Source organism: Nocardioides campestrisoli, from assembly GCF_013624435.2.
In the GTDB taxonomy this organism is placed as follows: Bacteria; Actinomycetota; Actinomycetes; order Propionibacteriales; family Nocardioidaceae; genus Nocardioides; species Nocardioides campestrisoli.
This window is the reverse complement of the sequence record NZ_CP061768.1, coordinates 606650-633520: the sequence shown is the minus strand read 5'-3', so window position 1 is coordinate 633520 and position 26871 is coordinate 606650. Positions and strand designations below refer to the sequence as shown.

Sequence of the window (26871 nt, the reverse complement as noted above, 5' to 3'; positions counted from 1 at the left end):
CGCGCACGCCAGGACGCAGTGGTGCGCCCTCCCCAAGGACAGCACCATGCCCCTGCATGCCCTCAGGAGGACGGCGGCCGCACTGGCCGGCCTCGCCCTCACCGCCTCCGCGCTCGGCGCGGTCACCACGGGTACGGCTGTTGCCGACCCCGCGGACCCGGCCCCCGCCACCAGCATCGTCCTCAACCCGAACGGCGGCGCCCAGGCCGACGGGAGCGACGGGCTCCGGTTCGTCGTCAACAACGTCTCCGATCTGACCCAGACGGGAACGGACGGCCAGGACGACCCGTGGTTCGCCCGCACCCGGCAGTGGTGCTGCACCGCCGGTGCGCCCATGCTCAACATCGGCGGCCTGCTCGTCGGCTCGGGCGCCGGGCCGTCCGCTATGAACGACGACCGCTGGACTTCCGTGCAGGTGACCGCCCACCGCGGCGACACCGCGGCACTGGCGCCTCTGACCGACGGCTCGGTCGCGCCCGCCGGCGGCGACAGCTCGGCGACGGTGCGCTACACCGCTTCGGTCGGCGGCCTCGAGTACGTCGTCGTCCGGACGCTCTCCTACACCTACCCCAACTCCTTCATCACCGACTCCTACGAGTTCACCATCCCGGAGGGCAACGCCGCGCCGGTGAAGTTCTACCTGGGTGGTGACGCGGCCCCGGGCGGGTCGGACCTCGGGTACGGGATCATGCTCACCGAGCCGGTCCGGACGGCCATCTCGCTGAACCCGAGCTCCGGCATCTTCATCGGCTACCGCGAGGTCCCCGGCTCCAAGCCGTTCGACGGCGCCCGGGCCGCGAGCTTCTCCGCGCCGTACCAGACGGTCGTCGCGGGCGGGGACATCGGCTTCGCTGCGGAGGCCGGGCGGCACGACGCCGGCCTGATGATGCAGTGGAACCTCGGCACCGCGCCCGGCACCCAGCGGGCCGCCCTGCAGCACGTGGTCGCCTTCCAGGGCACCAACCTCGACGCCCGCTTCGACCGCTCCGAGGCCACTCCGGACGAGGACGCCGCGATCAACCTGTCGATCGAGAACACGCTGCTCACCAGCGCCGACGACCTCGGTCTCACCCTCGACCTGCCCGCCGGGCTGCGCACCACCGGTGACGCCACGAACGCCTGCGGCGGCACCGTGACGACCACCGGCTCCCGCGTGGTCCTCACCGGGGGCTCGGCGCCCGCAGCGGCCAACTGTGTGGTCACCGTCCCGGTGCGCGGCGAGGTCGGCACCCACGAGCTGAACGCCGCCGCGGTGACCACCGCGGGCGCCTTGAAGAACCGGGTCGGGACCTCGCGCCTCGTCGTGACCGCACCCGCGACCCCGACCCCGACCCCGACCCCGACGCCGACTCCGACGCCGACCGCGAGCCCGACCCCGACGGCTCCGGCGCCCGTCGCTGCCCCCACGGTCACCCTGACCAGCGCGAAGCCCAAGGCTCGCGTCGGCGGCAGGGTGAAGCTGTCCTGGACCAGCACCGGGGTCGACATCCTCGCCCGCGAGGGCGCCTGGAGCGGTCCCGTGGCGGCCACCGGCTCCCGCACCGTGCGGGTCACCGAGATCGGCGCGACGACCTTCACCCTCCGGGCGGCCAACGGCGGTGGCGAGGCCACCGAGAGCGTCACCGTGCAGGTGCTGCCCCGTCGGACCATCGCGGTCCGCACCCCGCAGAAGATCGTGGCGCCGGGCTCCAAGCCCGTCGTCACCGCCCGCGGACTCCGCCCCGGGGAGCGCTACACCGTGCGGATCGCCGGCAAGGTCGTCGCCCGCGGCTACGCCAGCAAGAACGGCAAGATCCGCACCCAGGTCGCCGTGCCCGCCGCGCGCGGGGAGAAGGTCACCGTGAAGATCCGCGGCCGGGTCGTCGGTCGGATCGGCGCCACCACCCTGCACGTCGCGGTTCCCAAGCGGCTGCCGGTCCGGGTCTCGGCGGAGCGCGTGCGCGCCTCCGACGAGGTCACCGTCAGCAGCCGGCTGCTGCCGGGTGAGCGCGCCACCGTCCGCTACCGCGGGAAGGTCGTGGCCCGCGGCTTCGCGAACGGCAAGGGTCGCTTCCAGACGACCTTCCAGGTCGGCCAGACCTGGGGCCCGCGCACCGTGACCGTGACCGGCGCGACCGCGCGTCGCGCAGGCAAGGCTGCGTTCACCGTGGTCCAGCGGTGCACCTCGGGCGGCACCACCTGCGCCTGACCACCGGACCGTCCAGGTCCTGACCACACCGCCCCCGGCTGCCCTCGGCACCCGGGGGCGGTGTGCGTCCGGGAACCGGGCGCCTACGCCCGGGCGAGCCGGTCGGTCTCCCGCCGGGTGATCGTGCCGTCGGCGCGCTTGGCCCCCAGCCGGGTGGCGACCTCCTCGTCCCTGATCCTCTCCGCCCGCTCCCGCACCTCCGGCGGGACGCCCTCGGCCTCGGCGACCACCGTCGAGTACGACGCCACGACCGCACGCCGCTCGTCGGCGGACAGGCCCCGCCACCACTGCCGCACCTCGGCCGGCGAGCTCCCCCCACCCAGCGGGGAGCCCGGGTGCTGCATCGCCCGCTGGGCGATCTCGGGACGGCCACCGTCGGTCGCGGTCACGTCGTCGCGCGAGGTGGCCGAGTCGAGCGTGTCGGCCAGCAGCTCCTCGTTGCTGTGGACCCGCTCGGCCAGCGCCCGGTCGTCGTCGACCAGGATCGCGTAGGCCCGGGTCAGCTCGGCGGCCCGCTGCCGGAGCGCGTCGACCTGCGCCGGCGTCAGGTCCGTCGCGGCGTCGAGCTCCGTCCGCAGCGCCTCGAGGTCTCGGTCGAGACCCTGCTTGCGCTCCACGTGCTCCTCGTAGCGACGCTGGTGGTGGCGCAGCCGGTCGGCGCCCGCGACCAGCACCCGGCCGGTGCGCTTGAGCGTGTTGCGCATCCGGCCGGCCATCACCGCCGTACGCCGTGCCCGCTCGACGTACTGCTCGTTGCTCTGCCCGGTCCAGCCGCGCATCCGGTGGAACTGCTGGGACTCGTCGGAGTACTCGTCGAAGCGCCCCGCGGCCTCCAGCACCACCGCGGCCAGCGCGTCGATGCCCACCGGGTCGCCCTCGGGCTTGAACAGGACCGCGGGCTCGGAGGCCGGCAGGGTGATCGTCACGGTCTCGCTCACGGCAGCGGCCCCAGTCGGGAGGCCAGGCCCGATCCGGTCGAGGACCTGGCCTCGGGGCCGGGGACCGGCTGCGGGTCGACGGCGCACGCGACCATGAAGCCGCCGAGCTGCTCGGCGGCGCGGCCGTCGGTGACGTCGAAGTCGCGCAGCGTCTCCTCGTGGGCCCCGACGACCTCACCCGCCCGGGCCGCCGACTCGCTGGCGTAGCGCGCCCACGCCACGGCGAAGGCGCTGCCCTTGGGCTGGACGGCGGTCGGCAGGACCGCCGCCCTCACCCGCTCGAAGTCGCGTTCGGTGTCGGCCATCAGCTCGACCACACGCTGCCAGTCGCGCAGCTCACCGACGACCGCGTCCTGACTCACCACGACGCCGGCCGGCCCGTCTGCACTCCCCCGAGTCCCCATGGGAGATGTCTAGCGGCTCATGCCCTCCGCAGCGGCGCGTCATCCACAGGCTCGCGGACCTTCACGAGTCCGCGAGCCTGTGCGCGAGCTCCGGGCCTCAGGAGGGACGGGGCGGGTCGAGCACCTCCGCCAGCCGGGCCGGGAAGTCGGTGATGATCCGGTCCGGGCCGAGCGCCACGGCGGCGCGGAACTGCGCGACCGTGTTGACCGTCCACACGCTGCTGGTCAGCCCGCGGTTGCGCGCGTCGGCGAGCTGCGCGCGCTGGGAGAGCGCGAAGTTCGGATGGATCTGCTCGGCCCATCCCCGCCACACGTCGAGCTGGGCGGCCGAGGGCGCGCCGAAGCTCAGGACCCCGACCGGCACGTCCGGGTGGGCGACGGCGAAGCTCTCCAGCCAGCCGGCGTTGAAGGACGACACCGTCAGCTTGCCGGCGGCCGCGACCTGACCCAGCTGGCTGGTGGCGAGCTGCTCGGCCAGCACCTCGTCGACCTGGTCGTTGCCGGGCAGCTCGGGCGCCTTCACCTCGAGCACCAGGTGGGCGCGCCCGCCGATCGCGGTGAGCAGCTCGTCGAGGGTGGGGACCCGCTGCCCGGTGAACCCGGGACCGAACCACGACCCGGCGTCCAGCGTCCGCACCTCGGCCAGGGTGAAGTCGGCGAGGTTCCACGGCGCCCGGTCCGGGAAGACCTCCTCGACGTTGGTGGTCCGCGCCAGGGTCGCGTCGTGCAGGATCACCGGCTGACGGTCCTTGGTCAGCTGGACGTCGACCTCCATCGACGGGACGCCGGCGGCGAGCGCCTGGCGGACCGCGGCGAGCGTCTGCTCCGGCGCGGTACCGGCGCCGGCGCGGTGCGCGATCAGGCCCGGCACCTTGTCGAGCGTGGTCCGCACCGGCTCGGTGGCCATCGCGGGAGCGCCGTTGAACTCGGCGGCGCTCACCCGGTACCAGGCCGGGTAGCCCTCGGCCTGGCCGCCCAGCGCGGCGTTCCCGGCGGAGTCGGCGGCACCCGAGACGAGCGGCGCCCAGGCGCCGTCCTTGTAGACCTGCACGCTCAGCTCACGGCTCGTGCGGGCCGGGGTGAGCGAGGTCGCGAACTCCAGCGGTGCACTGGTGACCAGCGCGCCGGTCGCGGCGGTGAGCTGCTGGGCGACCACCGGCACCTTGAGCTTGGCCACCTTGACCTGGCGCTTGCCGGCCTTGACCACGGTGCGCATCCGGATCGTGTCCGACGCGTCGGTGGGCGCGGTGTAGGAGAACGAGACCTTCTTCTTCAGCGCCCGCTTGAGCTTGGCGGTGCCCACCTTGCGCCACGCCTTGCCGGCCCGGCGCTGCAGGACGACCTTGGCCTTGCGGCGCTCCTTGGGGCTCAGCCGCTTGACCGACTTCTTCTTCACCTTCGCGCTCAGCGAGACCTGCTCGCCGGGGATCACGTTGCGCTCAGAGGCGCGCAGCAGCGCGGAGCCCGCACCCCGGGCAGCGGCACCGGCCGGGGCCGCAGTCGGCTGGGCGGCCGAGGGCGCGTCGGGCTGGGCGGCGGCGGGGACGCCGTACGCGACCGGGGCCAGGAGCAGGACGGAGACGGCACCCACGAGTGGCGTACGACGGGACAACGGGACCTCCAGGGGACGATGTGGGACCCCGGCAGTCTGGCAGCCGGGAGGCCGGAGCGGCAGGCGAATGCGCCGACTCGTTCCCTCTTTTGTTCCTCCTCCCGCTCTTGTGGTGTCGTTCGAACGTATGTACGATTGATTGCAGAGCGTCGGGATGCCGGCGCCGGACGAGGCCCCTCCCCGGAGACCCTCGACAGATCCTGACCCTCGGATGATGCGCGGCCCCTGGTTGCCGTTGCTGCCGACGGGGCCTTTGTCGTGGTGTCGGACGTGCAGGGAGGGTGGCGATGGATCCGTCGGAGCCGACCCTGCCCGCGCACCCCGTGCTGGACTGTGCCGCGCAGATCGACGCCGCCCTGTCCGAGGTGGCCGTCGTAGACCCCGTCTTCATGACCACGGCGCAGAAGCGCCGGGCGCTGCTCGCCCTGCACGGGCTCGAGTCGCGAGTCGCCGCGCTGCGGCTGCGGGTGGTCGCCGCCTCCGCCGACGTCGCGGCCGACGAGGGGCACCGCGACGTCGCCGCGTGGCTCGCGCACCGCACCCACAGCGACCGAGCGGGCGCCCGTCGGCACCAGCGATTGGCGACCGCCCTGGACCAGCGCTGGCACGCCTTGGGGCACGCCCTCACCACCGGGGCGGTCAACCTCGACCAGGCCCACGCGATCGCGCGGACTCTCGACGACCTGCCCACCGACCCGCGCCACGGGGTGACCGCGCAGGTCCGGGCCGACGCCGAGGCGCACCTGATCACCCTGGCCGCGACGTGGGGCCCGGCCGAGCTGGCCCGCCTCGGCGCGAAGGTGCTCGAGGTCGTCGCCCCCGAGGTGGCGGAGGACGCCGAGCGCCGCAGGCTGCTCGCCGAGGAGCGTCGCGCCCGCCGCGGGACCACCCTGAGCGTGCGCGACCTCGGGGACGGCACCGCACTGATCAAGGCGCGCGTGCCGGTGGCCACGGCGCAGCGACTCACCACCTACCTCGAGGCCTTCACCAACCCGCGGCAGCCCGCCAACCAGGCCGCTCGGGGCCGGCAGGACGACGCCTCAGCGAGCGCTCTCGGCGAGCCCGTGCCCTACCAGGTACGCCTCGGGAAGGCGTTCTGCTCGCTGCTTGAGGTGCTCGACCCACGTCGCCTGCCGCTGCACGGCGGCGACGCCACCACCGTGGTGATCTCGATCGACCTCGAGGACCTGATGTCGGGCCTCGGCACCGCCGCGCTCGAGTCCGGCGACCGGATCACCGCCGGCGAGGCGCGCCGGCTCGCGTGCACCGCCAAGCTCATCCCGGCGGTCCTCGGGACCGGGTCCCACCCCCTCGACCTCGGACTCAGCGCGCGCCTCTTCTCCCCGACTCAGCGACGGGCGCTCGCGATCCGCGACAAGCGCTGTCGCGCCGACGGGTGCTCGATCCCCGCGGCCTGGTGCGAGGCACATCACCTCGTGCCCTGGTCCCTGGACGGCCCGACGGACCTGGCGAACGGCATCCTGCTGTGCAGCCATCACCACCAGCGCATCCACGACGACCGCTACCTGCACTCCCGCATGCCCGACGGCGACGTCCGGTTCAGCAGGAGGAGGTAGGCGTGCGCCCCGAACCCCTTCTGCCGTCCTGGTCAGCCCTTCAGGAAAGAGGCGACGCGCTCGTGGTAGCCCGGCGGCTCCAGCAGGAACGAGTCGTGCCCGTGCGGGGAGGTCAGCTCGGCGAAGTCGACGTCGACCCCGCAGGCGCTCAGCCGCTCGACCATCCGCACCGACTGACCGGTGTCGAAGCGCCAGTCGGAGTCGAACGAGGTCACCTGGAACCGGGTGACCGCCTCGGCCAGCCGCTCCGCCGTCCACGGGTCGCCGAACGGGTCGAAGTAGTCCAGCAGGCGGGTGAGGTAGAGATAACTGAGCGCGTCGAAGCGGTCCAGGAACGTCTCCCCCTGGTGCTGGAGGTAGTGCTCGACGGCGTAGTCGGGCTCCAGGGTCCAGTCGTCACCCTGACGGTCGCGACGGTGCCCGAACTTCGTCTGCAGCGACTGGGGCGACACGTAGGTGATGTGGGCCATCATCCGTGCCACCTTCTGCCCGTGCCGCGGGGTGACGCCCTTCTCGGCGTAACGGCCGTCGTGGAAGTCCGGGTCGTTCATGATCGCCTCCCGCGCCACCGCGGAGAACGCGATGTTCTCCGGCGTCAGCCGGGACGAGGCCGCCACCACCACCGCCCGCTCCACCTCCTGCGGCGCGTCGATCGCCCACTGGAGGATCTGCATCCCGCCCAGCGAACCGCCCACCCCGGCGTAGAGCCGCTCGATGCCCAGGTGGCGCATCAGCCGTCGGTGCACCGCGACCAGGTCGGTCATGTGCAGGATCGGGAAGTCCAGGAAGTACGGCGACCCGGTCGCCGGGTCGACCGACAGCGGGCCGGTGGTGCCCGAGCAGCCGCCCAGCAGGTTGGGGCTGACCACGAAGAACCGGTCGGTGTCCACGGGCTTGCCCGGTCCGATCATGTTGTCCCACCAGCCGCGCTTCTTCGCGCCCATGTGCATCCCGGCCGCGTGCGCGTTGCCGGTCAGCGCGTGGCAGACGAAGACGACGTTGTCGCGTGCCGGCGAGAGCTCGCCGTACGTCTCGAAGGCGACCTCGACGTGGTCGAGCCGGCCACCGCCGCGCAGCACCAGCGGGTCCGTCTGCGTCGCCACCACGGCCCGCTGGGTCTCGACATAGCCAAGGGGACCGCTCACACGGCGACCCTACTTCGTCAGCGGATGCGGCTCCCGTGCCTGGTCAGGACCGCGGCCCGTCAAGCCGAGCGGGTCCGCTCCCCGGTGGGGGTGGTCGCCACCCCGGTCCCGGACTGCAGGACCAGGGCGGCGAGGGGCAGCGCCGGAAACGCTGCCACCACCCCGCGCGCGCTCGTTCCCATGCGGGGCCCTCCCCTGATCGACGTACCGTCCCCCCTCCAGAGGCGGCACGCCCGGAACACCCTAGGGACGCACGACAGCCCGGAGAATCCCCTGTTCAGGGGATTCTCCGGGCTGCGGCTGCCGGTTACTTGGCGGCGTTCAGCGCCTGCTCGAGGTCGGCGACCAGGTCCTCGACGTTCTCGATGCCGATCGAGAGCCGCACCATGTCCTCCGGCACGCCGGCCGCCTCCAGCTCCTCGGTCGTGAGCTGGCTGTGGGTGGTGGTGGCGTTGTGGATCGCCAGCGACTTCGCGTCGCCGATGTTGGCCAGGTGGCTGAACAGGCCGAGCGACTCGATGAACCGCTTGCCGCCCTCGCGCCCCGACTTGAGACCGAAGCTCAGGATGCCGCCGTACCCCTTGCCGGTGAAGGTGCGGTCCGCGACCTCCTTGTAGGCGCTGGACTCCAGGCCCGGGTAGCTCACCCAGGAGACCGCGTCGTGACCCTCGAGGTACTGCGCGATCGCGAGCGCGTTCTCGCTGTGCCGCTCCATCCGCAGGTGCAGCGTCTCCAGGCCCTGCAGGAACAGCCACGAGTTCATCGGGGTGATCGCGGCGCCGGTGTTGCGCAGCAGCACCGTGCGGGCTCGGATGATGTACGCCGCCGGTCCGGCCGCCTCGGTCCAGACCGCGCCGTGGTACGCCGGGTCGGGCTGGGTGAGCCCCGGGAAGCGGTCGGAGTGCGCCGCCCAGTCGAACTTGCCGGAGTCGACGATGACGCCGCCGATCGAGGTGCCGTGGCCGCCGATGTACTTGGTGGCCGAGTGCACCACCACGTCGGCGCCCTGCTCGAGCGCGCGCACCAGGTAGGGCGAGGGAGCGGTGTTGTCGATGATCAGCGGCAGGCCCGCGGCGTGCGCCGCCTCGGACCAGGCGGGGATGTCGATCACGTTGATCTTCGGGTTGCCGACGGTCTCGCCGAAGACCAGCTTGGTCTTCTCGTCGACGTGCTTGGCCAGGTCCTCGGGCTTCTCCGGGTCGACGAACCGGACCTCGATGCCGAACTGCGGCAGCGTGTGGGCGAAGAGCGCGTAGGTGCCGCCGTACAGGGTGGAGAGCGCGACGATGTTGTCGCCGGCGTAGGTCAGGTTGAGCACGGCGTACGTCGTGGCGGCGGAGCCGCTGGCGGTGGCGAGCGCGCCGACCCCGCCCTCGAGCTGGTTGATCCGGTCCTCGAAGACCGACTGGGTCGGGTTCATGATCCGGGTGTAGATGTTGCCCGGCTCGGCCAGGGAGAACAGGTTGGCCGCGTGCTCGGTGTCGTTGAAGACGTAGGAGGTCGTCTGGTAGATCGGCACGGCCCGCGAGTTCGTCGTCGGGTCCGCCTCCTCCTGTCCGGCGTGCACGGCGAGGGTCTCGGGGCGGTAGGTCATCTGGGCTCCTGCTCGGGATGTGGATCGGGGTGCTGGGAACGGCTGGCGATGTGCGCCGAAGCCCCGGTCTCCCCCTGAGGGGGAGCCGGGGCCTCGGGAGACCTCAGACGGCGATGGCCACCTCGGCCACCGAGCCGATCTGCGCGCGGACCGTGCGGTCCACCGGGTCGGCCTTGGGCGCCAGCGTGCGCAGCGTCCACTCGCCGTCCTTGGCGAAGAACCGGAAGTGGCCACTGGCCGAGGTGGGCACCTCGGCGGTGAACTCGCCGGTGCGGTCGAGCAGACGCACGTACGCCGACCCGACGGGCTCGCCGTCGCGGGTCACCTGGCCCTGGATCACGGCCTCCTTGGCGACGTTGACGCCGTCCAGCGGGAGCCCACCCTCAGTCGCGCCGCACATCTCAGGCCTCCCCGGGCTCGTCGCCGAGCGCCACCGGGACGCCGACCAGGGAGCCGTACTCGGTCCAGGAGCCGTCGTAGTTCTTGACGTTCTTGAAGCCGAGCAGCTCCTGCAGCACGAACCAGGTCAGCGAGGAACGCTCACCGATGCGGCACAGCGCGATGGTGTCCTTGGAGTCGTCGATGCCGACCTCGTCGTAGAGCTTGCGCAGGTCCTCGTCGGACTTGAAGGTGCCGTCGTCGTTGCAGTTCTTGCTCCACGGCACGTTGAGGCTGGTGGGGATGTGGCCGGCGCGCTGGGCCTGCTCCTGCGGGAGGTGGGCCGGGGCGAGCAGCCGGCCGGCGTACTCGTCGGGGCTGCGCACGTCGATCAGGTTCTGCACGCCGATCGCGGCGACGGCGTCGTCCCGGAAGGCGCGGATGGAGCGGTCCTGCTCGGTCGCGGTGTAGGTGGTCTGCTCCCGGGTCGGGACCTCCTGGACCAGCTCGCGGGAGTCGAGCTCCCACTTCTTGCGGCCGCCGTCCATCAGCTTGACGTCGCGGTGGCCGTAGAGCTTGAAGTACCAGTACGCGTAGGCGGCGAACCAGTTGTTGTTGCCGCCGTAGAGCACCACCGTGTCGTCGTTGCTGACGCCGCGCTCGGAGAGCAGCTTCTCGAAGCCCGCCTTGTCGACGAAGTCGCGACGTACCTGGTCCTGCAGGTCGGTGGTCCAGTCGAGCTTGATCGCGTTGCGGATGTGGCCCTTGTCGTAGGCCTTGGTGTCCTCGTCGACCTCGATCAGGACGATGCCGGGGGTGTCGAGGTTGTCCTCGACCCACTGGGCAGTGACGAGCGAGTCTTCGCGGCTCATGGGGTTTCTCTCTTTCGGTGGGTGGTGGTGCTCAGCGAGTGGGGGTGATGCTGGTGCGGCGCAGCCCGGCGCGGGCGCCGAGCAGGTAGAGCTCGCAACCCAGGCAGAAGCCGAAGGCGGCGTTGAGCAGGGCGGCGGCCAGGGCGAACCCGACGGCGACCAGGCCGAGGACGGTCAGTCCCGAGACCAGGCCGGCCAGACCGACGAGCGCGAAGCCCAGCCCGACGACCTGGGCGAACCGCGGCGGCGCCGCGTCCTCCAGCTCGGTGGGCGGGGCCAGCCGCGGGCGGACCAGGGTGCGGAAGAGCCAGGCGTACGGCGTGTGCTGCACCCCGACCGCCCCGCCGACCGCGAAGAACACGGCCTGGACCGCGAGCAGGGCGATGGCCACCGCGCTCGGCGCGGTGAGGAGCACCGTCGCCAGCAGCACCGTGGTCAGCGCCGCCGCGAACTGCGGCCCCCTCGGGTCGATCTGCGGATCGATCTGGTCGATCTGCGCGCCCATGCCTCTACCTCGTCCGTCGTGGTCTCGTCCTGTGCTCGCGCCGCTCCCCGGACGGGGAGGCGCGATGCCGGGCGCGGAAGCGCTCGGCGCGGTGGAGCGACGGGCCTGCAGCCGGGCCGTCCGGCACTCAGGCCGGAGGCGGGCAGGGTGGGACGTCGCCCCTCAGGACATTCGACACAGGGACGAGCGCATGCGGCAGTGGTCCACTGCGCGCCGCTTCGTCAACCAGGTCGAGGTCATGGCCAGAACCCTACGGGCGCCAGGGGTCGGGCCAGAAATGCGCGTCTCATTAGTCGGATACCTGTACCGAATAATGAGACGGTCCATCAGGTCAGCCCGCCTCGACCAGCGCCAGGGCGCCCAGCACCTGCTGCTTGGTGGGCGCGCCCGCGGCGCGGGTGACCTCTCGGCCGTGCGCGTCCAGCACCAGGGTGGTCGGGGTGCGGGTCACCTGGAGCCGGCGGACCAGCTCCAGCTGCGACTCGGCGTCCACCTCCACGTGGGCCACCCCCTCCACGAGCGCACTGACCTCCTCCAGCGTCCGCCGGGTCACCCGGCAGGGCGCGCAGAAAGCGCTGGAGAACTGCAGCAGCGTCGCCCGCTCGCCCAGCTGCTCGGCGTACGGCGTCCCGGAGAGCAGGGACGGGGCTGCGGTCTCGGGCTCGGGGGTCCCAGAGGTGGGCGCAGAGGTAGGCGCAGAGGTAGGCGTGGTCGCGAGGGTGGGCGCCGGAGCCGCGGCACTCCGCCGGAAACGGCCGTCGCTCGCTGCACGCCACGCGCCGAACGCGAGGGCAGCCAGCACGGCGAGCAGAAGCACCCACTGTCCGGTCGTCACGGAGGGGGAACGCCGGCCTCGCGGCACCCATTCCCCCCACCCGCACTGCGGGCCCCGAGCGGGCGGGGCCTATCCCCCGGCGAACGGTGGCAGGAACTCCACGGTCGACCCGGGACTGACCAGCACGCCGCCCGGGTCGGCGGTCCCGACCGGGCGGTCGTCGACCAGCGCGGAGCAGACACCGAGCACCTGCGGCAGGCGCGGCGCGTCGGGGTGGAGGGCGACCGCGTGCGCCACCAGCGCCTGCAGGGAGAGGGGGGCGGGAGTGCTCACGACGTCGCTCGGGACCCCCGCCGCGTGCCGCGCACCGGCCCAGTAGCGCAGCGTGATCTGGGACTCGTGGTGCCCAGGGGGTGGACTGTTCACGACTTCGGGACCCTCCATGGCCTATATCCTCCCCCCAACACCGCACGGGGCAAAGGAGGTGAGCGATGAGCACTCTGCTGCTGCTCACCAGCGCCCTGCAACCGTCGGCCGAGGTGCTGCCCGGCCTGGCGCTGCTGGGTCACTCGGTCAAGATCCTGCCCGCCGAGGGCAGCGCACTGCTCGAGGCGCCCGAGGCGGACCTGGTGCTCGTCGACGGCCGCCAGGACCTGGCCCACGCCCGCGACCTGTGCCGGCTGATCCGCACCACCGGCGCCGACGTCCCGGTGCTGCTCGTGGTCACCGAGGGCGGGCTCGCCGTCGTCGCCCACGACTGGGGCATGGACGACGTGGTGCTGCACACCTGCGGCCCCGCCGAGCTCGAGGCCCGGATCCGGCTGGCCATCGGCCGGCTCACCGCGGCCCGCGCCGCCGCCGACCCCGACGCGCACGTGATCCGCACCGGCGAGGTGGTGGTCGACGACGCCTCGTACACCGCGCGGATCGGCGGCCGTCCGCTCGACCTGACGTTCAAGGAGTTCGAGCTGCTCAAGTACCTCGCCCAGCACCCGGGCCGGGTCTTCAGCCGCCAGCAGCTGCTCCAGGAGGTGTGGGGCTACGACTACTTCGGTGGCACCCGGACCGTGGACGTGCACGTACGCCGTCTGCGCGCCAAGCTCGGTCCCGAGCACGAGACCCTGATCGGGACGGTGCGCAACGTCGGCTACCGGTTCGTGCTGCCCAGCCGCAGCGAGTCCCTCCCCGCCGACTCGGGCGCCGAGTCCGCCGACGCCTGAGCCCCGGCACCGGTCCGACACCGGTCCGACAGCGCCCGGGACTCACCTCTGTCCCGAACGCCTCCCCTGTCACATCCGTGTCAAGCTCTCGCCTAGGCTCGAGCACATGCCATTCCTCGACGCCCTCGTCTCCCGGGCCGAGGCCGCGGACGGGGTCGCCCCCTTCGACGAGGCGACCCTGATGGACCTGCGCGCCGGCCGGGTGACCACCCTGCAGCACGACGGCTGCGTCGCCCTGGTCCGCGGCGAGGAGCTCTCGCTCCTCGTCGACCCGCCCGTGCGCGGGCGTGGGCTCGGCGGGGCGATGGCCGAGCAGGTGCTCGCCGAGCACCCCGAGGTCTCCCGGGCGTGGAGCCACGGCAACCACCCGGCCGCGGCCGCGCTGGCGGCCCGCCTCGGCTGGCGCCGGGTGCGGGACCTGTGGGTGATGCGCCTCCCCGGTGGCGCTGCCGGCTCGGTGGCCCCGGTCGACCCGCCCGCCGGGATCGTCGTACGCAGCTGGCGCCCCGAGGACCGCGACGAGCTGCTCCGGGTCAACGCCGCCGCCTTCGCCTCGCACCCGGAGCAGGGCGCGATGGACGCCGACAACCTGGCCGCGCGGATGAGCGAGCCGTGGTTCGACCCCGCTGGGCTGATCGTCGCCATCAGCCAGGACGAGGGCGACGACGGCCGGATGCTCGGCTTCCACTGGACCAAGCGGCACTCCGCCGAGCTGGGCGAGGTGTACGTCGTGGCGGTCGACCCCGCCGCCCAGGGCCGCGGGCTGGGCAAGCTGCTCACCCGGGCCGGCCTGGCGCACCTGGCCGAGGGCGGCGTGCGCGAGACGATCCTCTACGTGGAGGCCGACAACACCGCGGCGGTGGCGACGTACACCGGACTGGGGTTCACCCACGCCGACGCCGACACGCACGTGATGTACGCCCGCTGAGCCAGCTGGCTCAGACCTGACTCAGCGCAGCTTCGGCCGCACGTGCAGCCCGACCTCCGGGTCGACCACGACCTCCTGGGTCGCCGGCATCTCCTCTACGTCGAGCTGGGCGTCGAGCGGCACGTTGCGCTTGAGCAGCGCCAGCCCGATCGGGCCCAGCTCGTGGTGCCGGGCGCTGGAGCCGACGAACCCGACGACCTTGTCGGCGTGGCGGACCTCGGCGCCCGCGGTCGGCAGCCGGTTCTCGGAGCCGTCCAGGTGGAGCAGGGTGAGCCGCCGCGGCGGCCGGCCCAGGGTGTGCACCCGGGCGACGGTCTCCTGCCCGCGGTAGCAGCCCTTGTCCAGGTGCACCGCCGAGCCGATCCAGCCGACCTCGTTGGGGATGGTCCGGTGGTCGGTGTCGATGCCGAACCGGGGCTCACCCCGCTCGATCCGCAGCGCCTCGTAGGCCCAGGTGCCGCAGGCAGGGCCGGCCGCCTCGGCGTACGCCGTGAGCCGGTCGCGCGGCACCAGGTCGAAGGTGCCCCCGCCGACCGGGCGCCACATCACCGCCAGGTCGTCGGCCGCGGTCACCTCGACCCGCATCATGAAGCGCATCCGGTCCAGCCACTGCACCAGCGCCTCGCCGTACCCGGGCTCGGTGTGCGCGGTGAACGTCTCGCCGTCGTCGATCCCGTGGAAGTGGTGCTCCACGTGCCCCTGCGGGCTGAGCACCAGCGCCTGGGTGGGCACGCCGGGCGCCAGGGACTCCAGGTGCTGGGTGGTCAGCGAGTGCAGCCAGGTCAGCCGGTCCGGGCCGGTGATCCGCAGGACGTCGCGGTGCGAGAGGTCGACGAACCCGTCCCCGCCGGCCAGCGTCCGCTGCTCGAGGTTGAAGGAGCCGTAGTGCGCCGCGACCGGGGCGTCGACGCCGTCGCCGGCCACCGCCCCGGGCAGGTCACGCAGAGGGCTGGTCACGCTCGTGCTGCTCGTGCTCGTGCTGGTCGTGCTCGTGCTGGTCGTGCTGGTGCTCGTGCTCGGGGTCTCGGGTGTCATCACAGTCCTCACATCGTCCGAAGATCGCCAGGTGACCGACGTCGGTGACGAACCCGTGCTCGGCGCGCAGCCGGCTGAGCAGTGGCTCGGCCCTGTCAGGGTCAACAGAGGTCACCTTCTGGCAATTCCGGCACACCAGGTGGAAGTGCGCCGGCTCGCTGGTGGAGTGGTACGTCGGGGCGCGGTCGACCAGGTGCGCGTGCCGGACCAGGCCGAGCTGCTCCAGCACCTCCAGGGCGCGGTAGACCGTGGAGAGGTTGGCGCCGTCGCCGACGTGGTCGCGCACCTCCTCCGGAGTGGCGTGCCCGAGCTCGGTGACCGCCGCCAGCACCAGCCGCCGCTGCGGCGTGAGCCGGTAGCCGCTGCTGCGCAGCGCCTCGGCGAGCTCGTCGGTCACGCCTCAGGCCCGCTTCAACCGGGCCCACAGGTGCGGCTGGAGCGCCTGGCCCACCGCGGCCATGTCGTAGGCGTAGAGCAGGTCGCCCTCGACGTTGCCGTACATCCGGCTGCCCGCGGTGACCTCCTTGGCCGTCTCGGTCCGCACCACCGCGTCGGTGGCGACCTGGAGCTTGCCGCCCTCGGCCTCGCCGTACCAGACCTCGACGAAGCCGGTGTTGTGGGCGAGCAGCAGCTCGACCTTGCCCGGCTCGGGGCAGCGCAGGAACCCGGTCTCGATCGCGGCGTCGCGGACCTTCTCGCCCTGCTCGTCGATGATCTCGGCGCGCGCCATGTAGTGGAAGAAGGGGCGGCCGTCGTGGGTGAAGATCAGCTCCTGCCGGAACTGGAAGGCATCGATCGTCGGGTAGTCACCGTGGCCGTTGCCGCGCCAGGTGCCGAGCAGCCAGGCGACCGGGCCGCAGTTGGGGTGCAGGTTGTCGGGGAGCTCGAACGGCATGCGGCCACTGTAGTGCGGTCTCACCCGTACCTGGTTTAGCAGATGCCGGGCGGGGGCATACGGCGCGCATGGGGGGAACACTGAACGTCAACTGGCCCAACGCGACCACGCTGCTGCAGTCGATGGTGGACGTCGGGATGCAGGCCGGCGAGATCGACACCTACTTCAACGAGCACGTCGTGGTCACCACGGGGCTGGACTACCCCTCGTGCGCGCTGAAGCCGATCGGCGACCAGCTCCCCGCGCTCGGCGAGGCATTCACCTGGACCCGCAACCGCTACCAGAAGCGGTGGGTCAAGGTGATCGAGTCGTTCGCGGTCTCCATGCGCGACGTGGAGCGGACCGACGGCGAGCTCAGCATCGACTTCGGCCAGTACCTCGGCGGGCTGGGCAACATGCCGCAGATCCCCGACCTCTACCTCAACGTGGAGTTCCTCGACGTGAAGTCGCTCGAGGAGAAGCTCACTCCGCCCGGCGAGGGCGGCCCGACGATGAAGCACGACGCGAAGTGGGAGACAGCGGCCTCGGGCTACGACGCCACCCGGGACGCGATCAACGAGGCGATCGGCCACATCAACTCGCTCGGAGTCAACCTGCCCAAGCTCCCCGAGAAGTCGCTCGAGGAATACATCATCTATCCGCTGGCCGGAAACTACGCCCAGCTGCAGGGAAACGCCGAGGCGTGCGGCCACTGCTCCGGCGCCTTCACCGAGTGGGCCGGCAACTTCGGCCGGCTGGCGCTCAAGGCACCCGCCGCGATCGAGGGTCAGACCGGTGTCGCGGTCGCGGGCCACCTGGGCCTCTACGGCACGGTGATGCTCGCGGTCGGACAGGCGGTCAAGCAGGGCGAGAACGTGTTCGACGCGATCGCGAAGATGTCCGAGAAGATCGCCGTCCAGGTCGAGAAGGCCCTGGTCAAGCTGACCACCAAGCTGACCAAGCTGCTGAGCAAGCTGAGCAGCAAGCTCAGCCCCCTGGGCTGGATCTGGTTCGCTGCCGAGGTGCTCGAGAAGGGCTGGCAGGCGGTCACCGACATCTACGACGACATCATGGACTGCAAGGAGATCATCCAGGCCTGCTTCGGGCTGGCCGAGGAGATCGAGGCGTGGGCCCAGGTGATGGCCGAGTCGCTCGAGGAGATGCGCAAGATGAAGGAGATGGTCGAGCAGCTGCCGAGGGCCGACTCCGACGGCGGCCTCCCCGCCCTCCCGCCGATCGACCTGCCCAAGGTGGAGAAGGAGCTGGGAGGGATCACCTACACCTTCGACGACGAGCCGAGCGAGGAGGAGGACGAGCTGCAGGACCGGCTCGACAAGCTCGGCGGCGAGACCGACACGGACGACCCCTTCGAGGACGTCCCCGAGGACGCCGTCATCCTGGCGCCCGGGCCGCTGGGCGTCCCCTCGACGTCGACGCCCACCACCGTCAACCTCTGAGCATCCCAGCGCCTGAAACGGAGCCCCATGCGTCCCGCCTCTCCTCCGGTCCGCCGTACGCCGGTCCGCCGTACGCCGGTCCGCCGTACGTCGGTCCGCCGACCCCGGGCGTACCTCGGCTCCGCCGGCGCGGTGCTGGTCGCCGCGTCGTTGCTGCTGACGGGCTGCCAGGGAGACCAGGGCGACGCCGGGGTGGCGAAGCCCGCCACACCGGCGCCCGAGGCGACGACGGGGCAGGCCGCCGGACCGTGCCTGCTGACCGCCGACCAGCTGACGGAGATCACCGGGGTGGCCCAGGAGCTGGGCGAGCCGCGCCAGGTGGAGGACACGGTCGTGTGCGAGACCGCCCTGGGCGAGCGGGCGGCCGGCTACTTCTGGGACATCGAGGCGCGGAGCTCCACCCCGGAGCTCGAGGAGCTGCGTGACGAGGTCCAGATCCCCGGCGGGCGCGTGCAGCGCACCTCGCTCGACGACGGCACCGAGGCCTGGCTGGTGCAGGGCGGGGCCCGGCCGCAGCCCGCCGTGGAGGTGCTCGTGGGCGTGGACGAGACGGTGCTGCGGGTCTACGCCTCGACGATGCCCGCGACCGACGACCCCTACCCGCGGGACCGGCTGACCGAGGAGACGGTCGCCATCGCCTCCGCGCTCGTCTCGGCCCTCAGCTCGTCCGGAAACTGAAGGAGCAGCAGTGACAGGTTTCGACCCCTTCGCGGCCGCGGCGGCCGGGAACGACGCGACCGACCCGTGGGACCTCCTGGCCGACCTGAGCAGGCGTTCGGCGGGCACCTCGCTGGACCGCGCGCTCGACGAGCTCGGCGAGCTGGTGGACCGGATCGACGCCGAGGAGCGGGCCGAGGGCACCGACGGGGCGCCGGCCGAGGTGGTGCCGGTCCTCGAGGTGCTGACCGGCGCCGACGACGCCCCCCTCACCTACCGGTCGCTGCACCGACGGGTCCGGGAGGGGTACACCAGCTGGGACGCGTTCTGGCGGGCCCCGCACCAGGAGGCCGACGGGCTCCGGCTGCTCCAGGACGTGATGCGGGTCGGTCGCGAGGGCATCGCCGACGGGATCGCCCGCCTGCCCGAGGAATGACGGTCGGCCCAGGAATGACGGTCGGCCAGGAGACGGGTCCGCCTAAGGTGTGGGCATGACGCGAGCCCTGGTCGTGAAGGTCACCTGCGGTCCCGAGGACGCCGAACGGCTCAACCAGGCGTTCACCGTCGCCGCAGCCGCCGCCGCGGCGGGCGCCCCCGTCTCGCTGTGGCTGACCGGCGAGGCCGCCTGGTACGGCGTACCGGGCCGGGCCGAGGCGTTCGACCTCCCGCTGGCCACTCCCCTGGCCACCCTGCGCGACACCGTGCTGGCGATGGGCACGCTGACCGTCTGCACCCAGTGCGCCGCGCGCCGGGAGATCGGGGAGGCCGACCTCGTGCCAGGGGCACGGATCGCCGGCGCCGCGGTCTTCGCCGAGGAGGTCCTGGCCGACGGGGCGCAGGCGCTCGTCTACTGAGCGGTCCCGCCCGAGCGGTCCTGTGCCTGCGCCGAGGGCACGGCAGGCACGGAGAGGTTCGGCGCCTCCCCGACCCCATTCCGGTCCCTGCGGCCGAGGGCCCACAGGCGCGGGATCGCCGCCAGCAGCACCCACGAACCGGTGCCCGTCACCGGGGTGACCAGCAGCATGGCCACCGGCACGAGCCACGGCCAGAAGCGGCGCGCCGCCAGCACCGTGAGCAGGACGCCCAGCACCAGGCGCAGCGGCCACGGTCCCAGGTCGAACATCCCGGGCTCGGAGCCCTGGTGCGCCAGCAGGAAGTGCACCCACTCGTGCCACAGGTGCGGTGCGGCCGCGTAGGAGACCAGGCAGGGCCCGGCCAGCGCGCCGACGAAGACGGCCAGCGCACGCCACTCGCCACGGGCCAGGAGCCACACGGGTCCCAGGCAGGACACGATCTTGGTGATCGCCGGGAACACCCAGGGGGCCCCGCGGCCCAGGCCGAGCACCACAATGAGCGCGTACAGCCAGTCGATGTTGGCCGACAGCACCTGGACCGAGCAGATCGACCCCAGCAGCAGCGCCGGGCCCCGGGGCAGGGGCCGGACCAGCCACACCACGGTGGCTGCCGCGCCGCCGACGAGGAGTGCGCAGAAGACCGGCCAGGGCAGCCAGGTGAGCGGCCACACGATCTGGGCGAAGAGGGGGCTGTAGAGGTAGGCGTCCAGGTAGCCCGGGGCCGCCTCGTACAGGCCTCCGTCCCAGGCCACGTAGTAGGCGTGGCCGTCCCAGCCCACGCCCCAGAAGTAGACCATCCGCACGGCGTGCATCACGTTGACCAGGGCGAGGACGCCCAGCCCCACCATCATCAGCCGGCGCAGCTGCCGCTGCGCGACCGGCGAGGCGGGGGGACGGATGGGCACGGTAGGACCTTAGGGCGGACCCACCGCCCCGGGCGGGCCTTTCACGGAAGCCGTACGCCAGCCGGCTACCGGGGCGTGACCCCCAGCAGCTCGCGCGCCTGCGCCGGGGACATCGGCTCACGCTGGGCGACCGTGCCGGCCTCGACGGCACGGCGTACCAGCTGGGCGTTGGACTCCACCGGGACGCCGCGGCTGATCGTCAGCACGTCCTCCATCCCCACCCGCAGGTGGCCGCCCATGCTGAGCGACCCCAGCATCACCGGCAGGGTGGTGCGGCCGATGCCGGTCGCGGACCACGAGGTGACCTCGGCCGGCAGGTCCCGCACGGCGGCGACCATGGCGGACGCGGTGCCGTCCATGCCGCCGGGCACCCCCATCACCAGGTCGACGTGCACCCGGCCGCCCGCGGGCAGGCCGTAGCGGTCCAGCAACCGGGTCAGGGCGTGCACCTGCCCGAGGTCGAAGAGCTCGAACTCCGGCGCCACCGCCCGCTCCTGGGCGAGCTGGTAGAGCTCGACCACGAACGGCCAGGGGTTCATGAACACGTCGTCGCCGAAGTTCGTGGTGCCCATGGTCAGGCTGCACGAGTCGGGCTCGGCGTCGAGCACCTTGAGCCGCTGCTCCAGCGGGTCGTGCACCGATCCGCCGGTGGAGAGCTGGACGACCAGGTCAGTGCTCTCCCGCAGCGCCGCCACGGTCTCCTTGAGCAGGCCACCGTCCAGGGTGGGCCGGTGGTCGCCGTCGCGGACGTGCACGTGGATCATCGCCGCACCGGCCGCCTCACAGTCCCGGGCGGTGGCGACCAGCTCGTCCAGGGTCGTCGGCAGCTGCGGGCAGTCGGCCTTGTCGGTCTCGGCGCCGGTGGGCGCGACGGTGATCAGCAACGGAGCGGGCATGGGTCATTGAAGCACCCCGCCCGGGTCTGGTCAGCGCGCGTGGGTGTGCGCCACGTAGACGTCGCACGGAGCCTGTGCGGCCACGTCGCGGGCGATGCTGCCGAGCACCCGGCCCAGCCCCTGGACCCGCTTGTTGCCGACCACGATCAAGTCGGCGTCCAGCTCCTCGGCGACCGCCACCAGCGCGTCGCCCGGCTTCCCCTCCGCGGCTCGCGGGCGCACGGTCAGCTCCTGGTACGCCCGCTGGATCCGGCGGGCCGCTTCGGTCGCCGTACGGCGCGCGTCGTCCTCGCGGGAGAGGACGAGCTCCTCGCTGCCCTGCCGGATGCGCTCCACCTCGAGCCCGGTGAAGGCACAGACGACGTGCAGCTCGGCTCCCGACGCGAGGGCCACCTTCCCGGCCGTCGCTGCGGCGCGGTGCGCCGTCTCGCTGCCGTCGACCCCGACCACGATCCTCTTCGCCATGCTCGCGCTCTCTCCTTCGCCGTTCGACAGACCGAACTAGGTACTCTATTTTCTATAGAGTATGGCCTCCGCGCCCCGTTCGGTCCGGCAGGCCCCCTCGATCGACGGGAGCCCCACGTCTCATGACCACCACCCCCCTGGCCCACCTCAAGGTCGTCGAGTGCGCCACCTTCGTCGCCGGCCCGTCCTGCGGGATGAACCTGGCGCAGCTGGGCGCCGAGGTCACCCGGGTCGACCTGCCCGGCGGCGGCAGCGACCACCTGCGCTGGCCGCTGGCCGGCTCCGGCGCCAGCCTCTACTGGGCCAACCTGAACAAGGGCAAGCGCTCGGTCCTCCTCGACTACCGCACGCCCGAGGGCCGCGAGCTGCTGCTCGCCCTGAGCACCCGCCCGGGACCCGGCGCGGGGATCCTGGTCGACAACCTGGTCGGTCGGCACCGGGTCACCCACGCCGACCTGACCGCCCGTCGCCCCGACGCGATCTCGATGCACGTGCTCGGCTTCCCCGACGGCCGTCCCGCGGTGGACTACACGGTCAACGCCGCCGTAGGCGTGCCGAGCATGACCGGCCCGGTCAGCTCGCACGAGCCGGTCAACCATGTCCTCCCCGCCTGGGACCTGCTCACCGGCTCGGCCGCCGCGCTCGGCGTGCTGGCCGCGGTCAACCGGCGCGAGCAGACCGGCGAGGGCTCCCGGATCGACCTCGCCCTCGCCGACGTCGCCCTGTCAGCAGTCGGGGCGGTCGGCTGGTTGGCCGAGGCCGAGCAGGTCGGCAGCCGGGCTCCGCACGGCAACCACGTCTTCGGCAGCTTCGGCACCGACTTCGCCACCGCGGACGGCCAGCGGGTGATGGTCGTCGCCCTCACCGAGGGCCAGTGGCGGGCGCTCTGCGAGGTCACCAGCACGACTCCGGTCTTCTCCGCCCTGGAGACCGCGCTCGACACCGACCTGCGCCTGGAGTCCAACCGCTACGAGCTGCGCGAGACGATCGCCTCGATCCTGCGCCCCTGGTTCGCCGCGCGCCCGCTGGACGAGCTGACCTCCGTGCTCGACCGCGCCCGCGTGCTGTGGGGGCCCTACCGCACGATGGACGAGGCGGCCGAGATCGCTCGGCGCGACGCCGGCTCCGTGGCCCGGCCCATCACCCAGCCAGGCATCGGCGAGATGCTGGCCACCGGCAATCCCCTGCGCTGGGACGAGGAGCTCGCCGCCCCCGTGCCCGCTCCCGTGCTCGGCGCGGACACCGAGCGGGTGCTCGCCGAGGACCTCGGGCTCTCGAGCGCCGAGATCGGCAGGCTCCACGACGGCTCCGTGGTCGGCAGCTCCGTGGACGGCGACCGGCTCCGCTGACCCGGGGGCGACTGGCGCCTGCCCGAGGAACGACGAACGCGCCCCCGGCCGGAGCCGGGGGCGCGTCCTGTGTGCCGGGGGGCGCGGTCGTCAGCCGCTGAAGTCGAACGCCTCGTTCCAGCGGGCCACGATGTCGGCGCCCCGCTCGCGGGCGTCCTCGGGGGTGTAGAGGACGAACGACTCGTCGTCGGCCTTGGGCAGCTGGTAGTGGCCGCTCTCGACCTGGTCGAAGTCGGTACGCGACCCGACGAAGCCCTGGGCAGCCGCGAACTCCTGGGCGGACTTCGACATCGTCCAGTTCATGAAGAGCTGGGCAGCCGGGCTGTCCTTGCCGGCGGTGGTCAGGCCCTGCATGTTGAAGGTGCCGGAGATGCCCTCCTCGGGAATCACCAGCTCGATCGGGGCACCCGCCTCCTCCGCGCCGTACGTGCTGTTGAAGCCCGCGGTGATGACCTCGATCTCGCCGCGGGCCAGCGCCTCGAGCTGCACCGAGGTGGTGTCGAAGATGCGGGGCTCCTGCGCTGCCAGCTTGGCCCAGTAGTCCTTGCCCAGCGCGCGCTCCTGGAAGTCGGCGAGCCCCTGGACGGTCCCGCCGGCGCCGGCGTTGACGATCCCGAGCTTGCCCTTCCACCTGGGGTCCAGCAGGTCGTTCCAGCTCTTCGGTGCGTCCGCCTCGTCGACGGCCTGGTCGTTGTAGGCGAACGCGTAGGCGGAGTAGTACGCGGTGTAGTACTCACCGTCGTTCCACACGACGTTGCCCTCCTTCACCAGGTCGTCGTAGGTGGGCGTCTGGTGGGGCACGAAGACGCCCTCGTCCGCGAACCCCTCCGCGAGCACCGGGTCGGTGATCGTGATCACCCCCGCCGAGAGACGACCCGCGCCGGCCTCGCTCAGCACGCGCTCGTTGAGCTTGCCCGCAGGCAGCCGGGTCATCTTGACGTCGACGCCCGTCTCGGCCTCGAACCGCGCGGCGGTGAGCTCCGCGCTCTCCGCGCCCGAGGCGGTGTACCAGTTCAGCGACTCCTCGCGGGCCGCCTCCAGGAGCGCCTGGTCGGCGACCTGCTCGCTGCGGATGACCAGGCCGTCGGAGTCGTCCACCTCGGGCATGGCGAGCATCTTCTCGGTGAGCGCGACGTTCTTGTCGCCCTCCGAGCCCTCGCTGCTCCCGCAGGCGGCGAGCGAGGTGGTGAGCAGGGCCGCGGTGACCGCGGCGCCCCATCGGTTGAGCCTCATCTGAACAACTCCTTGCGTGACGGAAGGGTGGGGGGAACGAGTGCGGGGGAACGAGTGCGGGCGGAACGAGCCGGATGGCGGCCCCGGGTCCGGGACCCGGGGCCACCCGCCGGCGTCACTGACGGGCGAGCCGCCGCGGGATGTAGGACAGGACGAACATGAACGCCGTGTAGATGACGCTCATCGCAGCGGCCTCGCGCAGCGCGCCGCCGTTCTCGAAGGCGTCGTAGATGGCGATCGAGAGGATCTCGGTGTCGCTGGTGTAGAGGAAGAGCGGCACCGTGAGCTCGCGCATGCTGAGCATGAGCAGCAGCAGGAAGGTCGAGAGCAGTCCCACCTTCATCAGCGGCACGGTGACCCGGGTGATCGCCGTGGCCCGGTTGGCGCCGAGCATCACCGCGCTGTCCTCCAGGTCGCGATCCGTGGCCAGGATCGAGGAGGCGACCCCGCGGAAACCCTGTGGCGACTGCACCGCCAGGAACGCCACCACCAGCACTGCGAGCGTGCCGTAGAGCGGGATCGGCATCACCAGCCAGGTCCAGAGCAGACCCATGCCGAGCACTACCGCGGGGATCGCCAACGGCACCATCGAGACCGTCTCGACCAGGCCTCGGCCCGAAGCCTTGGACCGGTAGACGACGTAGCCGCACAGGAAGGCGAGCAGGGTGCCGGCGACCGCGGCGAAGACGCTGACCACCGCGCTGTTGAACGCGGCCTCCCGGAACCCCGACGAGCCGAGCACGTCGTTGAAGGAGCTGAAGTCCAGCCCGCCCGGGGCGGTCAGCTGGCTCAGCGAGGTCATGTACGGCGACGTCTGGCCGGCGGTCACCACCAGCGCGGCGATCGGCAGCACGATCGAGAGACAGAAGAAGACCAGGGTCAGCAGCAGCACCGGGATCCGGGCGCGGCCCAGGGTGACCTTCTTCTGTCGCACCCCCTTGCCGGTGACGGTGGTGAAGGAGCGCTTGCGCAGCGCCCGGTTCTGCAGCCAGGTCACCAGCACCACGATGGCTACCAGCACCACCGCGATGGCGGCGCTCTCGTTGCCGCGCGAGGGGGTGGCGTTGAGCAGCCGGAAGATGAACGTCGGCAGCGTGTCGACGCCGCCCGGCGTACCCAGCACCTGGGCGACCGGGAAGTTCTCGAAGATCAGGGTGAAGGTGAGGATCGCCGAGCCGATCAGCGCCGGCAGGGCGAGCGGGAACGAGACCAGGCGCAGCATGCCGCGCGAGGACGCACCGTGCACCCGCGCTGCCTCTTCCAGGTCCGGGCTCATCAGCGACATGGCGCCGTGCACGAGCAGGAAGGTGTACGGCGAGTAGTACATCGCGAAGACGAAGATCATCCCCGGCATCGAGTAGATGTCCAGCGGCACCGAGGTGCCGAGGTCCCGCTGGGCGATGTTGAGCAGCCCGGCGTTGGGGCTGCCCAGGATCGACCACGCCAGCGCCCCGACGTAGGAGGGCAGGAAGAGCGGCATCAGCCCGATCAGGTAGACGAACTTCGGCACCGGGATGTCCGAGCGGGCGGCGAGGAAGGCCAGCGAGGCGCCGATGAAGCACGCCAGGGCGGTCGAGCAGACCGCGACCACCAGGGAGTTGACGAAGGCGTCCTGGACCTGGGGCGCGCTGAAGATCCGGAAGTTGTCCAGGGTCAGGTCGAAGTTGATGTTGCCCGGCCGGGGCACCCCCGCGCTGAAGGCGGCCAGCAGCACCAGCGCCGCGGGCAACAGGATCAGCACCGCGAGCACCACGAGCAGGACGCCCGAGGTGAGCCACCGCTTGCGCCACGGGACCGCGGAGCGGCGCGGCGGCTTGGGGGTGTCGGCGAGCGGGACCTGCGACTGGGGCGGAGGGGCGGAGGGGGTCAGGGTCGCCATCTCAGGACTCCTCCCCCGAGTCCGGGTACACCTCGCCGGGAAGGACCCGGACGTGCTTGGGGTCGACCTCGACCAGGACCCGCTCGTCCTTGCGGAGCATCCCCGCCGACTCCTCGTGGCTCTGCACCTCGATCAGCGGCCCCGAGTCGAGGCGCACCGAGCAGCGCGCGTAGGCGCCCTGGAAGACGCTCACCTCGACCTTGCCCGGCCACACGTTGGCACCGGTGCGAGCACCGGTGCCGGTGCCGAGCGAGTCGATCCGCACGTGCTCGGGGCGGATGCAGACGCTCAGGTCGCTGGTGTCCTGCGGCAGCTCGGTGTCGAAGGCGACCTCGAGCTCGTGCTCGCGCAGCCGCAGCTGCGCGGCGTTCCCGGCGGGGGGCCGGGCCGCGAAGATGTTCGCCACGCCGAGGAACTCCGCGATCGACGCGGAGGCCGGAGCCCGGTACGTCGCGTAGGGGTCGGCCAGCTGGGAGATCCGGCCGCGCTGCATGATCGCGATCCGGTCCGCCAGCGCCAGCGCCTCGCCCTGGTCGTGGGTGACGTAGATGCAGGTCAGGCCGAGCTCGAGCTGGAGGCGGCGCAGCTCGACCCGGAGGTCCTCGCGCAGCCGTGCGTCCAGGTTGGAGAGCGGCTCGTCGAGCAGCATCACGTTCGGTTCCATGGCCAGGCTGCGGGCCAGCGCGACCCGCTGCATCTGCCCACCGGAGAGCATGCTCGCCCCGCGGTCGGCCAGGTGGGCGAGACCCACGCGCTCCAGGGTCTCCATGGCCTTGACCTTGGTGTCCTTCTTGGAGCGCTTCTTCATCTTCAGCGGGAAGGAGACGTTCTCCAGCACCGTCATGTGCGGCCACACCGCGTAGGACTGGAAGACCAGGCCCACGTTGCGCTTGTTGGGGTTGAGGTTGATCCGCTTCCCGGCGTCGAAGACGGTGGTGCCGCCGATGCTGATCGACCCACCGCTGGGGTCCTCCAGCCCGGCGACGCACCGCATGGTGCTGGTCTTGCCGCACCCGGACTGACCGAGGAGCACGAGCGACTCGCCGTTCTCGATGTCGAGGCTCAGGTGCTTGACGGCGGTGAAGTCGCCGAAGGTCAGCGACAGGTCGTCGATGCGCACGTCCATGGTGA

Annotated in this window: 29 protein-coding genes; 9 read left to right on the top strand and 20 right to left on the bottom strand. The window is 72.2% G+C overall.

Annotated elements, in window-relative coordinates:
• Nucleotides 1–46: 46 nt before the first annotated feature.
• Nucleotides 47–2188 (top strand): fibronectin type III domain-containing protein, encoded by a 2142-nt coding sequence (locus H8838_RS19915; RefSeq protein ID WP_224766342.1) that lies wholly within the window; start codon nt 47–49, stop codon nt 2186–2188.
• Between the two features lie 83 nt (nt 2189–2271).
• Here the strand turns inward: H8838_RS19915 and H8838_RS03075 are convergent, their stop codons facing one another.
• From H8838_RS03075 to H8838_RS03065, 3 genes are all read right to left on the bottom strand, one after another.
• Nucleotides 2272–3126, bottom strand: a complete 855-nt coding sequence (locus H8838_RS03075; protein WP_185995195.1) for a hypothetical protein — start codon at nt 3124–3126, stop codon at nt 2272–2274.
• The gene (locus H8838_RS03070) at nt 3123–3530 is read right to left on the bottom strand and encodes a hypothetical protein (protein ID WP_185995196.1); all 408 of its coding nucleotides are present in this window, start codon (nt 3528–3530) and stop codon (nt 3123–3125) included. Before H8838_RS03070 ends, H8838_RS03075 begins: the two co-directional genes overlap by 4 nt.
• Before the next feature lie 97 nt (nt 3531–3627).
• Nucleotides 3628–5121, bottom strand: coding sequence for a glycerophosphodiester phosphodiesterase (locus H8838_RS03065; RefSeq protein WP_185995197.1), 1494 nt, complete (start codon nt 5119–5121; stop codon nt 3628–3630).
• Nucleotides 5122–5429: 308 nt separating this feature from the next.
• On the opposite strand from H8838_RS03065, the gene H8838_RS03060 reads away from it, so the two are divergent.
• On the top strand, nt 5430–6719 hold the full coding sequence (locus tag H8838_RS03060; RefSeq protein WP_185995198.1) for an HNH endonuclease signature motif containing protein: 1290 nt from the start codon (nt 5430–5432) through the stop codon (nt 6717–6719).
• Nucleotides 6720–6751: 32 nt separating this feature from the next.
• Here the strand turns inward: H8838_RS03060 and metX are convergent, their stop codons facing one another.
• From metX to H8838_RS03025, 8 genes are all read right to left on the bottom strand, one after another.
• Entirely contained in the window at nt 6752–7864 is a 1113-nt protein-coding gene (gene metX / locus H8838_RS03055) for a homoserine O-acetyltransferase MetX (protein WP_185995199.1), read from the bottom strand.
• Between the two features lie 59 nt (nt 7865–7923).
• Nucleotides 7924–8046, bottom strand: a complete 123-nt coding sequence (locus H8838_RS20160) for a hypothetical protein (protein ID WP_263458201.1) — start codon at nt 8044–8046, stop codon at nt 7924–7926.
• 125 nt (nt 8047–8171) lie between these two features.
• The gene (locus H8838_RS03050; RefSeq protein WP_185995200.1) at nt 8172–9458 is read right to left on the bottom strand and encodes an O-acetylhomoserine aminocarboxypropyltransferase/cysteine synthase family protein; all 1287 of its coding nucleotides are present in this window, start codon (nt 9456–9458) and stop codon (nt 8172–8174) included.
• A 103-nt stretch (nt 9459–9561) separates the two neighbouring features.
• On the bottom strand, nt 9562–9858 hold the full coding sequence (locus H8838_RS03045) for a DUF1416 domain-containing protein (RefSeq protein WP_181309534.1): 297 nt from the start codon (nt 9856–9858) through the stop codon (nt 9562–9564).
• Nucleotide 9859: 1 nt separating this feature from the next.
• Entirely contained in the window at nt 9860–10708 is an 849-nt protein-coding gene (locus tag H8838_RS03040) for a sulfurtransferase (protein ID WP_185995201.1), read from the bottom strand.
• Between the two features lie 31 nt (nt 10709–10739).
• Entirely contained in the window at nt 10740–11213 is a 474-nt protein-coding gene (locus tag H8838_RS03035; protein WP_185995202.1) for a DUF4395 domain-containing protein, read from the bottom strand.
• Nucleotides 11214–11544: 331 nt separating this feature from the next.
• Entirely contained in the window at nt 11545–12048 is a 504-nt protein-coding gene (locus H8838_RS03030) for a TlpA family protein disulfide reductase (RefSeq protein ID WP_185995203.1), read from the bottom strand.
• Between the two features lie 69 nt (nt 12049–12117).
• A complete protein-coding gene (locus H8838_RS03025) occupies nt 12118–12432 on the bottom strand; it encodes a MoaD/ThiS family protein (RefSeq protein WP_185995204.1) in 315 nt (104 codons plus the stop codon).
• 47 nt (nt 12433–12479) lie between these two features.
• Here H8838_RS03025 and H8838_RS03020 point away from each other — a divergent pair, with 47 nt between their 5' ends.
• The gene (locus H8838_RS03020; RefSeq protein WP_181309539.1) at nt 12480–13208 is read left to right on the top strand and encodes a response regulator transcription factor; all 729 of its coding nucleotides are present in this window, start codon (nt 12480–12482) and stop codon (nt 13206–13208) included.
• Between the two features lie 106 nt (nt 13209–13314).
• On the top strand, nt 13315–14136 hold the full coding sequence (gene mshD, locus H8838_RS03015) for a mycothiol synthase (protein WP_185995205.1): 822 nt from the start codon (nt 13315–13317) through the stop codon (nt 14134–14136).
• A gap of 21 nt (nt 14137–14157) precedes the next feature.
• Here mshD and ygfZ read toward each other — a convergent pair whose 3' ends face one another.
• The 3 genes from ygfZ to H8838_RS03000 are packed head-to-tail and all read right to left on the bottom strand — an operon-like array spanning nt 14158 to nt 16066.
• On the bottom strand, nt 14158–15093 hold the full coding sequence (ygfZ, locus tag H8838_RS03010) for a CAF17-like 4Fe-4S cluster assembly/insertion protein YgfZ (RefSeq protein WP_224766341.1): 936 nt from the start codon (nt 15091–15093) through the stop codon (nt 14158–14160).
• Nucleotides 15074–15568 (bottom strand): Fur family transcriptional regulator, encoded by a 495-nt coding sequence (locus tag H8838_RS03005; RefSeq protein ID WP_185995206.1) that lies wholly within the window; start codon nt 15566–15568, stop codon nt 15074–15076. The genes ygfZ and H8838_RS03005 overlap by 20 nt, the downstream gene beginning before the upstream one ends.
• 3 nt (nt 15569–15571) lie before the next feature.
• Complete coding sequence (locus H8838_RS03000; protein ID WP_181309543.1) at nt 15572–16066, bottom strand: FABP family protein; 495 nt, start codon at nt 16064–16066, stop codon at nt 15572–15574.
• A gap of 68 nt (nt 16067–16134) precedes the next feature.
• Between H8838_RS03000 and H8838_RS02995 the strand changes: the two genes are divergently transcribed.
• From H8838_RS02995 to H8838_RS02980, 4 genes are read left to right on the top strand one after another with little or no spacing between them, the layout of a single operon-like run.
• On the top strand, nt 16135–17502 hold the full coding sequence (locus tag H8838_RS02995; RefSeq protein ID WP_185995207.1) for a hypothetical protein: 1368 nt from the start codon (nt 16135–16137) through the stop codon (nt 17500–17502).
• 27 nt (nt 17503–17529) lie between these two features.
• Nucleotides 17530–18180 (top strand): hypothetical protein, encoded by a 651-nt coding sequence (locus tag H8838_RS02990; RefSeq protein WP_185995208.1) that lies wholly within the window; start codon nt 17530–17532, stop codon nt 18178–18180.
• Nucleotides 18181–18190: 10 nt separating this feature from the next.
• Nucleotides 18191–18595, top strand: a complete 405-nt coding sequence (locus H8838_RS02985; protein ID WP_185995209.1) for a hypothetical protein — start codon at nt 18191–18193, stop codon at nt 18593–18595.
• Nucleotides 18596–18650: 55 nt separating this feature from the next.
• Nucleotides 18651–19013 (top strand): DsrE family protein, encoded by a 363-nt coding sequence (locus tag H8838_RS02980; protein ID WP_185995210.1) that lies wholly within the window; start codon nt 18651–18653, stop codon nt 19011–19013.
• Here H8838_RS02980 and H8838_RS02975 read toward each other — a convergent pair.
• From H8838_RS02975 to H8838_RS02965, 3 genes are all read right to left on the bottom strand, one after another.
• Nucleotides 19007–19918: a glycosyltransferase family 87 protein gene (locus H8838_RS02975; protein ID WP_185995211.1), complete on the bottom strand. Its 912-nt coding sequence runs from the start codon at nt 19916–19918 to the stop codon at nt 19007–19009. The genes H8838_RS02980 and H8838_RS02975 overlap by 7 nt on opposite strands.
• 65 nt (nt 19919–19983) lie before the next feature.
• Nucleotides 19984–20814 (bottom strand): BKACE family enzyme, encoded by an 831-nt coding sequence (locus H8838_RS02970; protein WP_185995212.1) that lies wholly within the window; start codon nt 20812–20814, stop codon nt 19984–19986.
• 30 nt (nt 20815–20844) lie between these two features.
• Nucleotides 20845–21279: a universal stress protein gene (locus tag H8838_RS02965; RefSeq protein ID WP_181309550.1), complete on the bottom strand. Its 435-nt coding sequence runs from the start codon at nt 21277–21279 to the stop codon at nt 20845–20847.
• Between the two features lie 122 nt (nt 21280–21401).
• Here H8838_RS02965 and H8838_RS02960 point away from each other — a divergent pair, with 122 nt between their 5' ends.
• On the top strand, nt 21402–22628 hold the full coding sequence (locus H8838_RS02960; protein WP_181309551.1) for a CoA transferase: 1227 nt from the start codon (nt 21402–21404) through the stop codon (nt 22626–22628).
• A 90-nt stretch (nt 22629–22718) separates the two neighbouring features.
• Here H8838_RS02960 and H8838_RS02955 read toward each other — a convergent pair whose 3' ends face one another.
• The 3 genes from H8838_RS02955 to H8838_RS02945 form a co-directional block, all read right to left on the bottom strand.
• The gene (locus H8838_RS02955; protein ID WP_185995213.1) at nt 22719–23861 is read right to left on the bottom strand and encodes an extracellular solute-binding protein; all 1143 of its coding nucleotides are present in this window, start codon (nt 23859–23861) and stop codon (nt 22719–22721) included.
• 115 nt (nt 23862–23976) lie between these two features.
• The gene (locus H8838_RS02950) at nt 23977–25740 is read right to left on the bottom strand and encodes an ABC transporter permease (RefSeq protein ID WP_185995214.1); all 1764 of its coding nucleotides are present in this window, start codon (nt 25738–25740) and stop codon (nt 23977–23979) included.
• 1 nt (nt 25741) lies between these two features.
• Nucleotides 25742–26866, bottom strand: a complete 1125-nt coding sequence (locus H8838_RS02945) for an ABC transporter ATP-binding protein (RefSeq protein WP_181310156.1) — start codon at nt 26864–26866, stop codon at nt 25742–25744.
• Between the last annotated feature and the right edge of the window lie 5 nt (nt 26867–26871).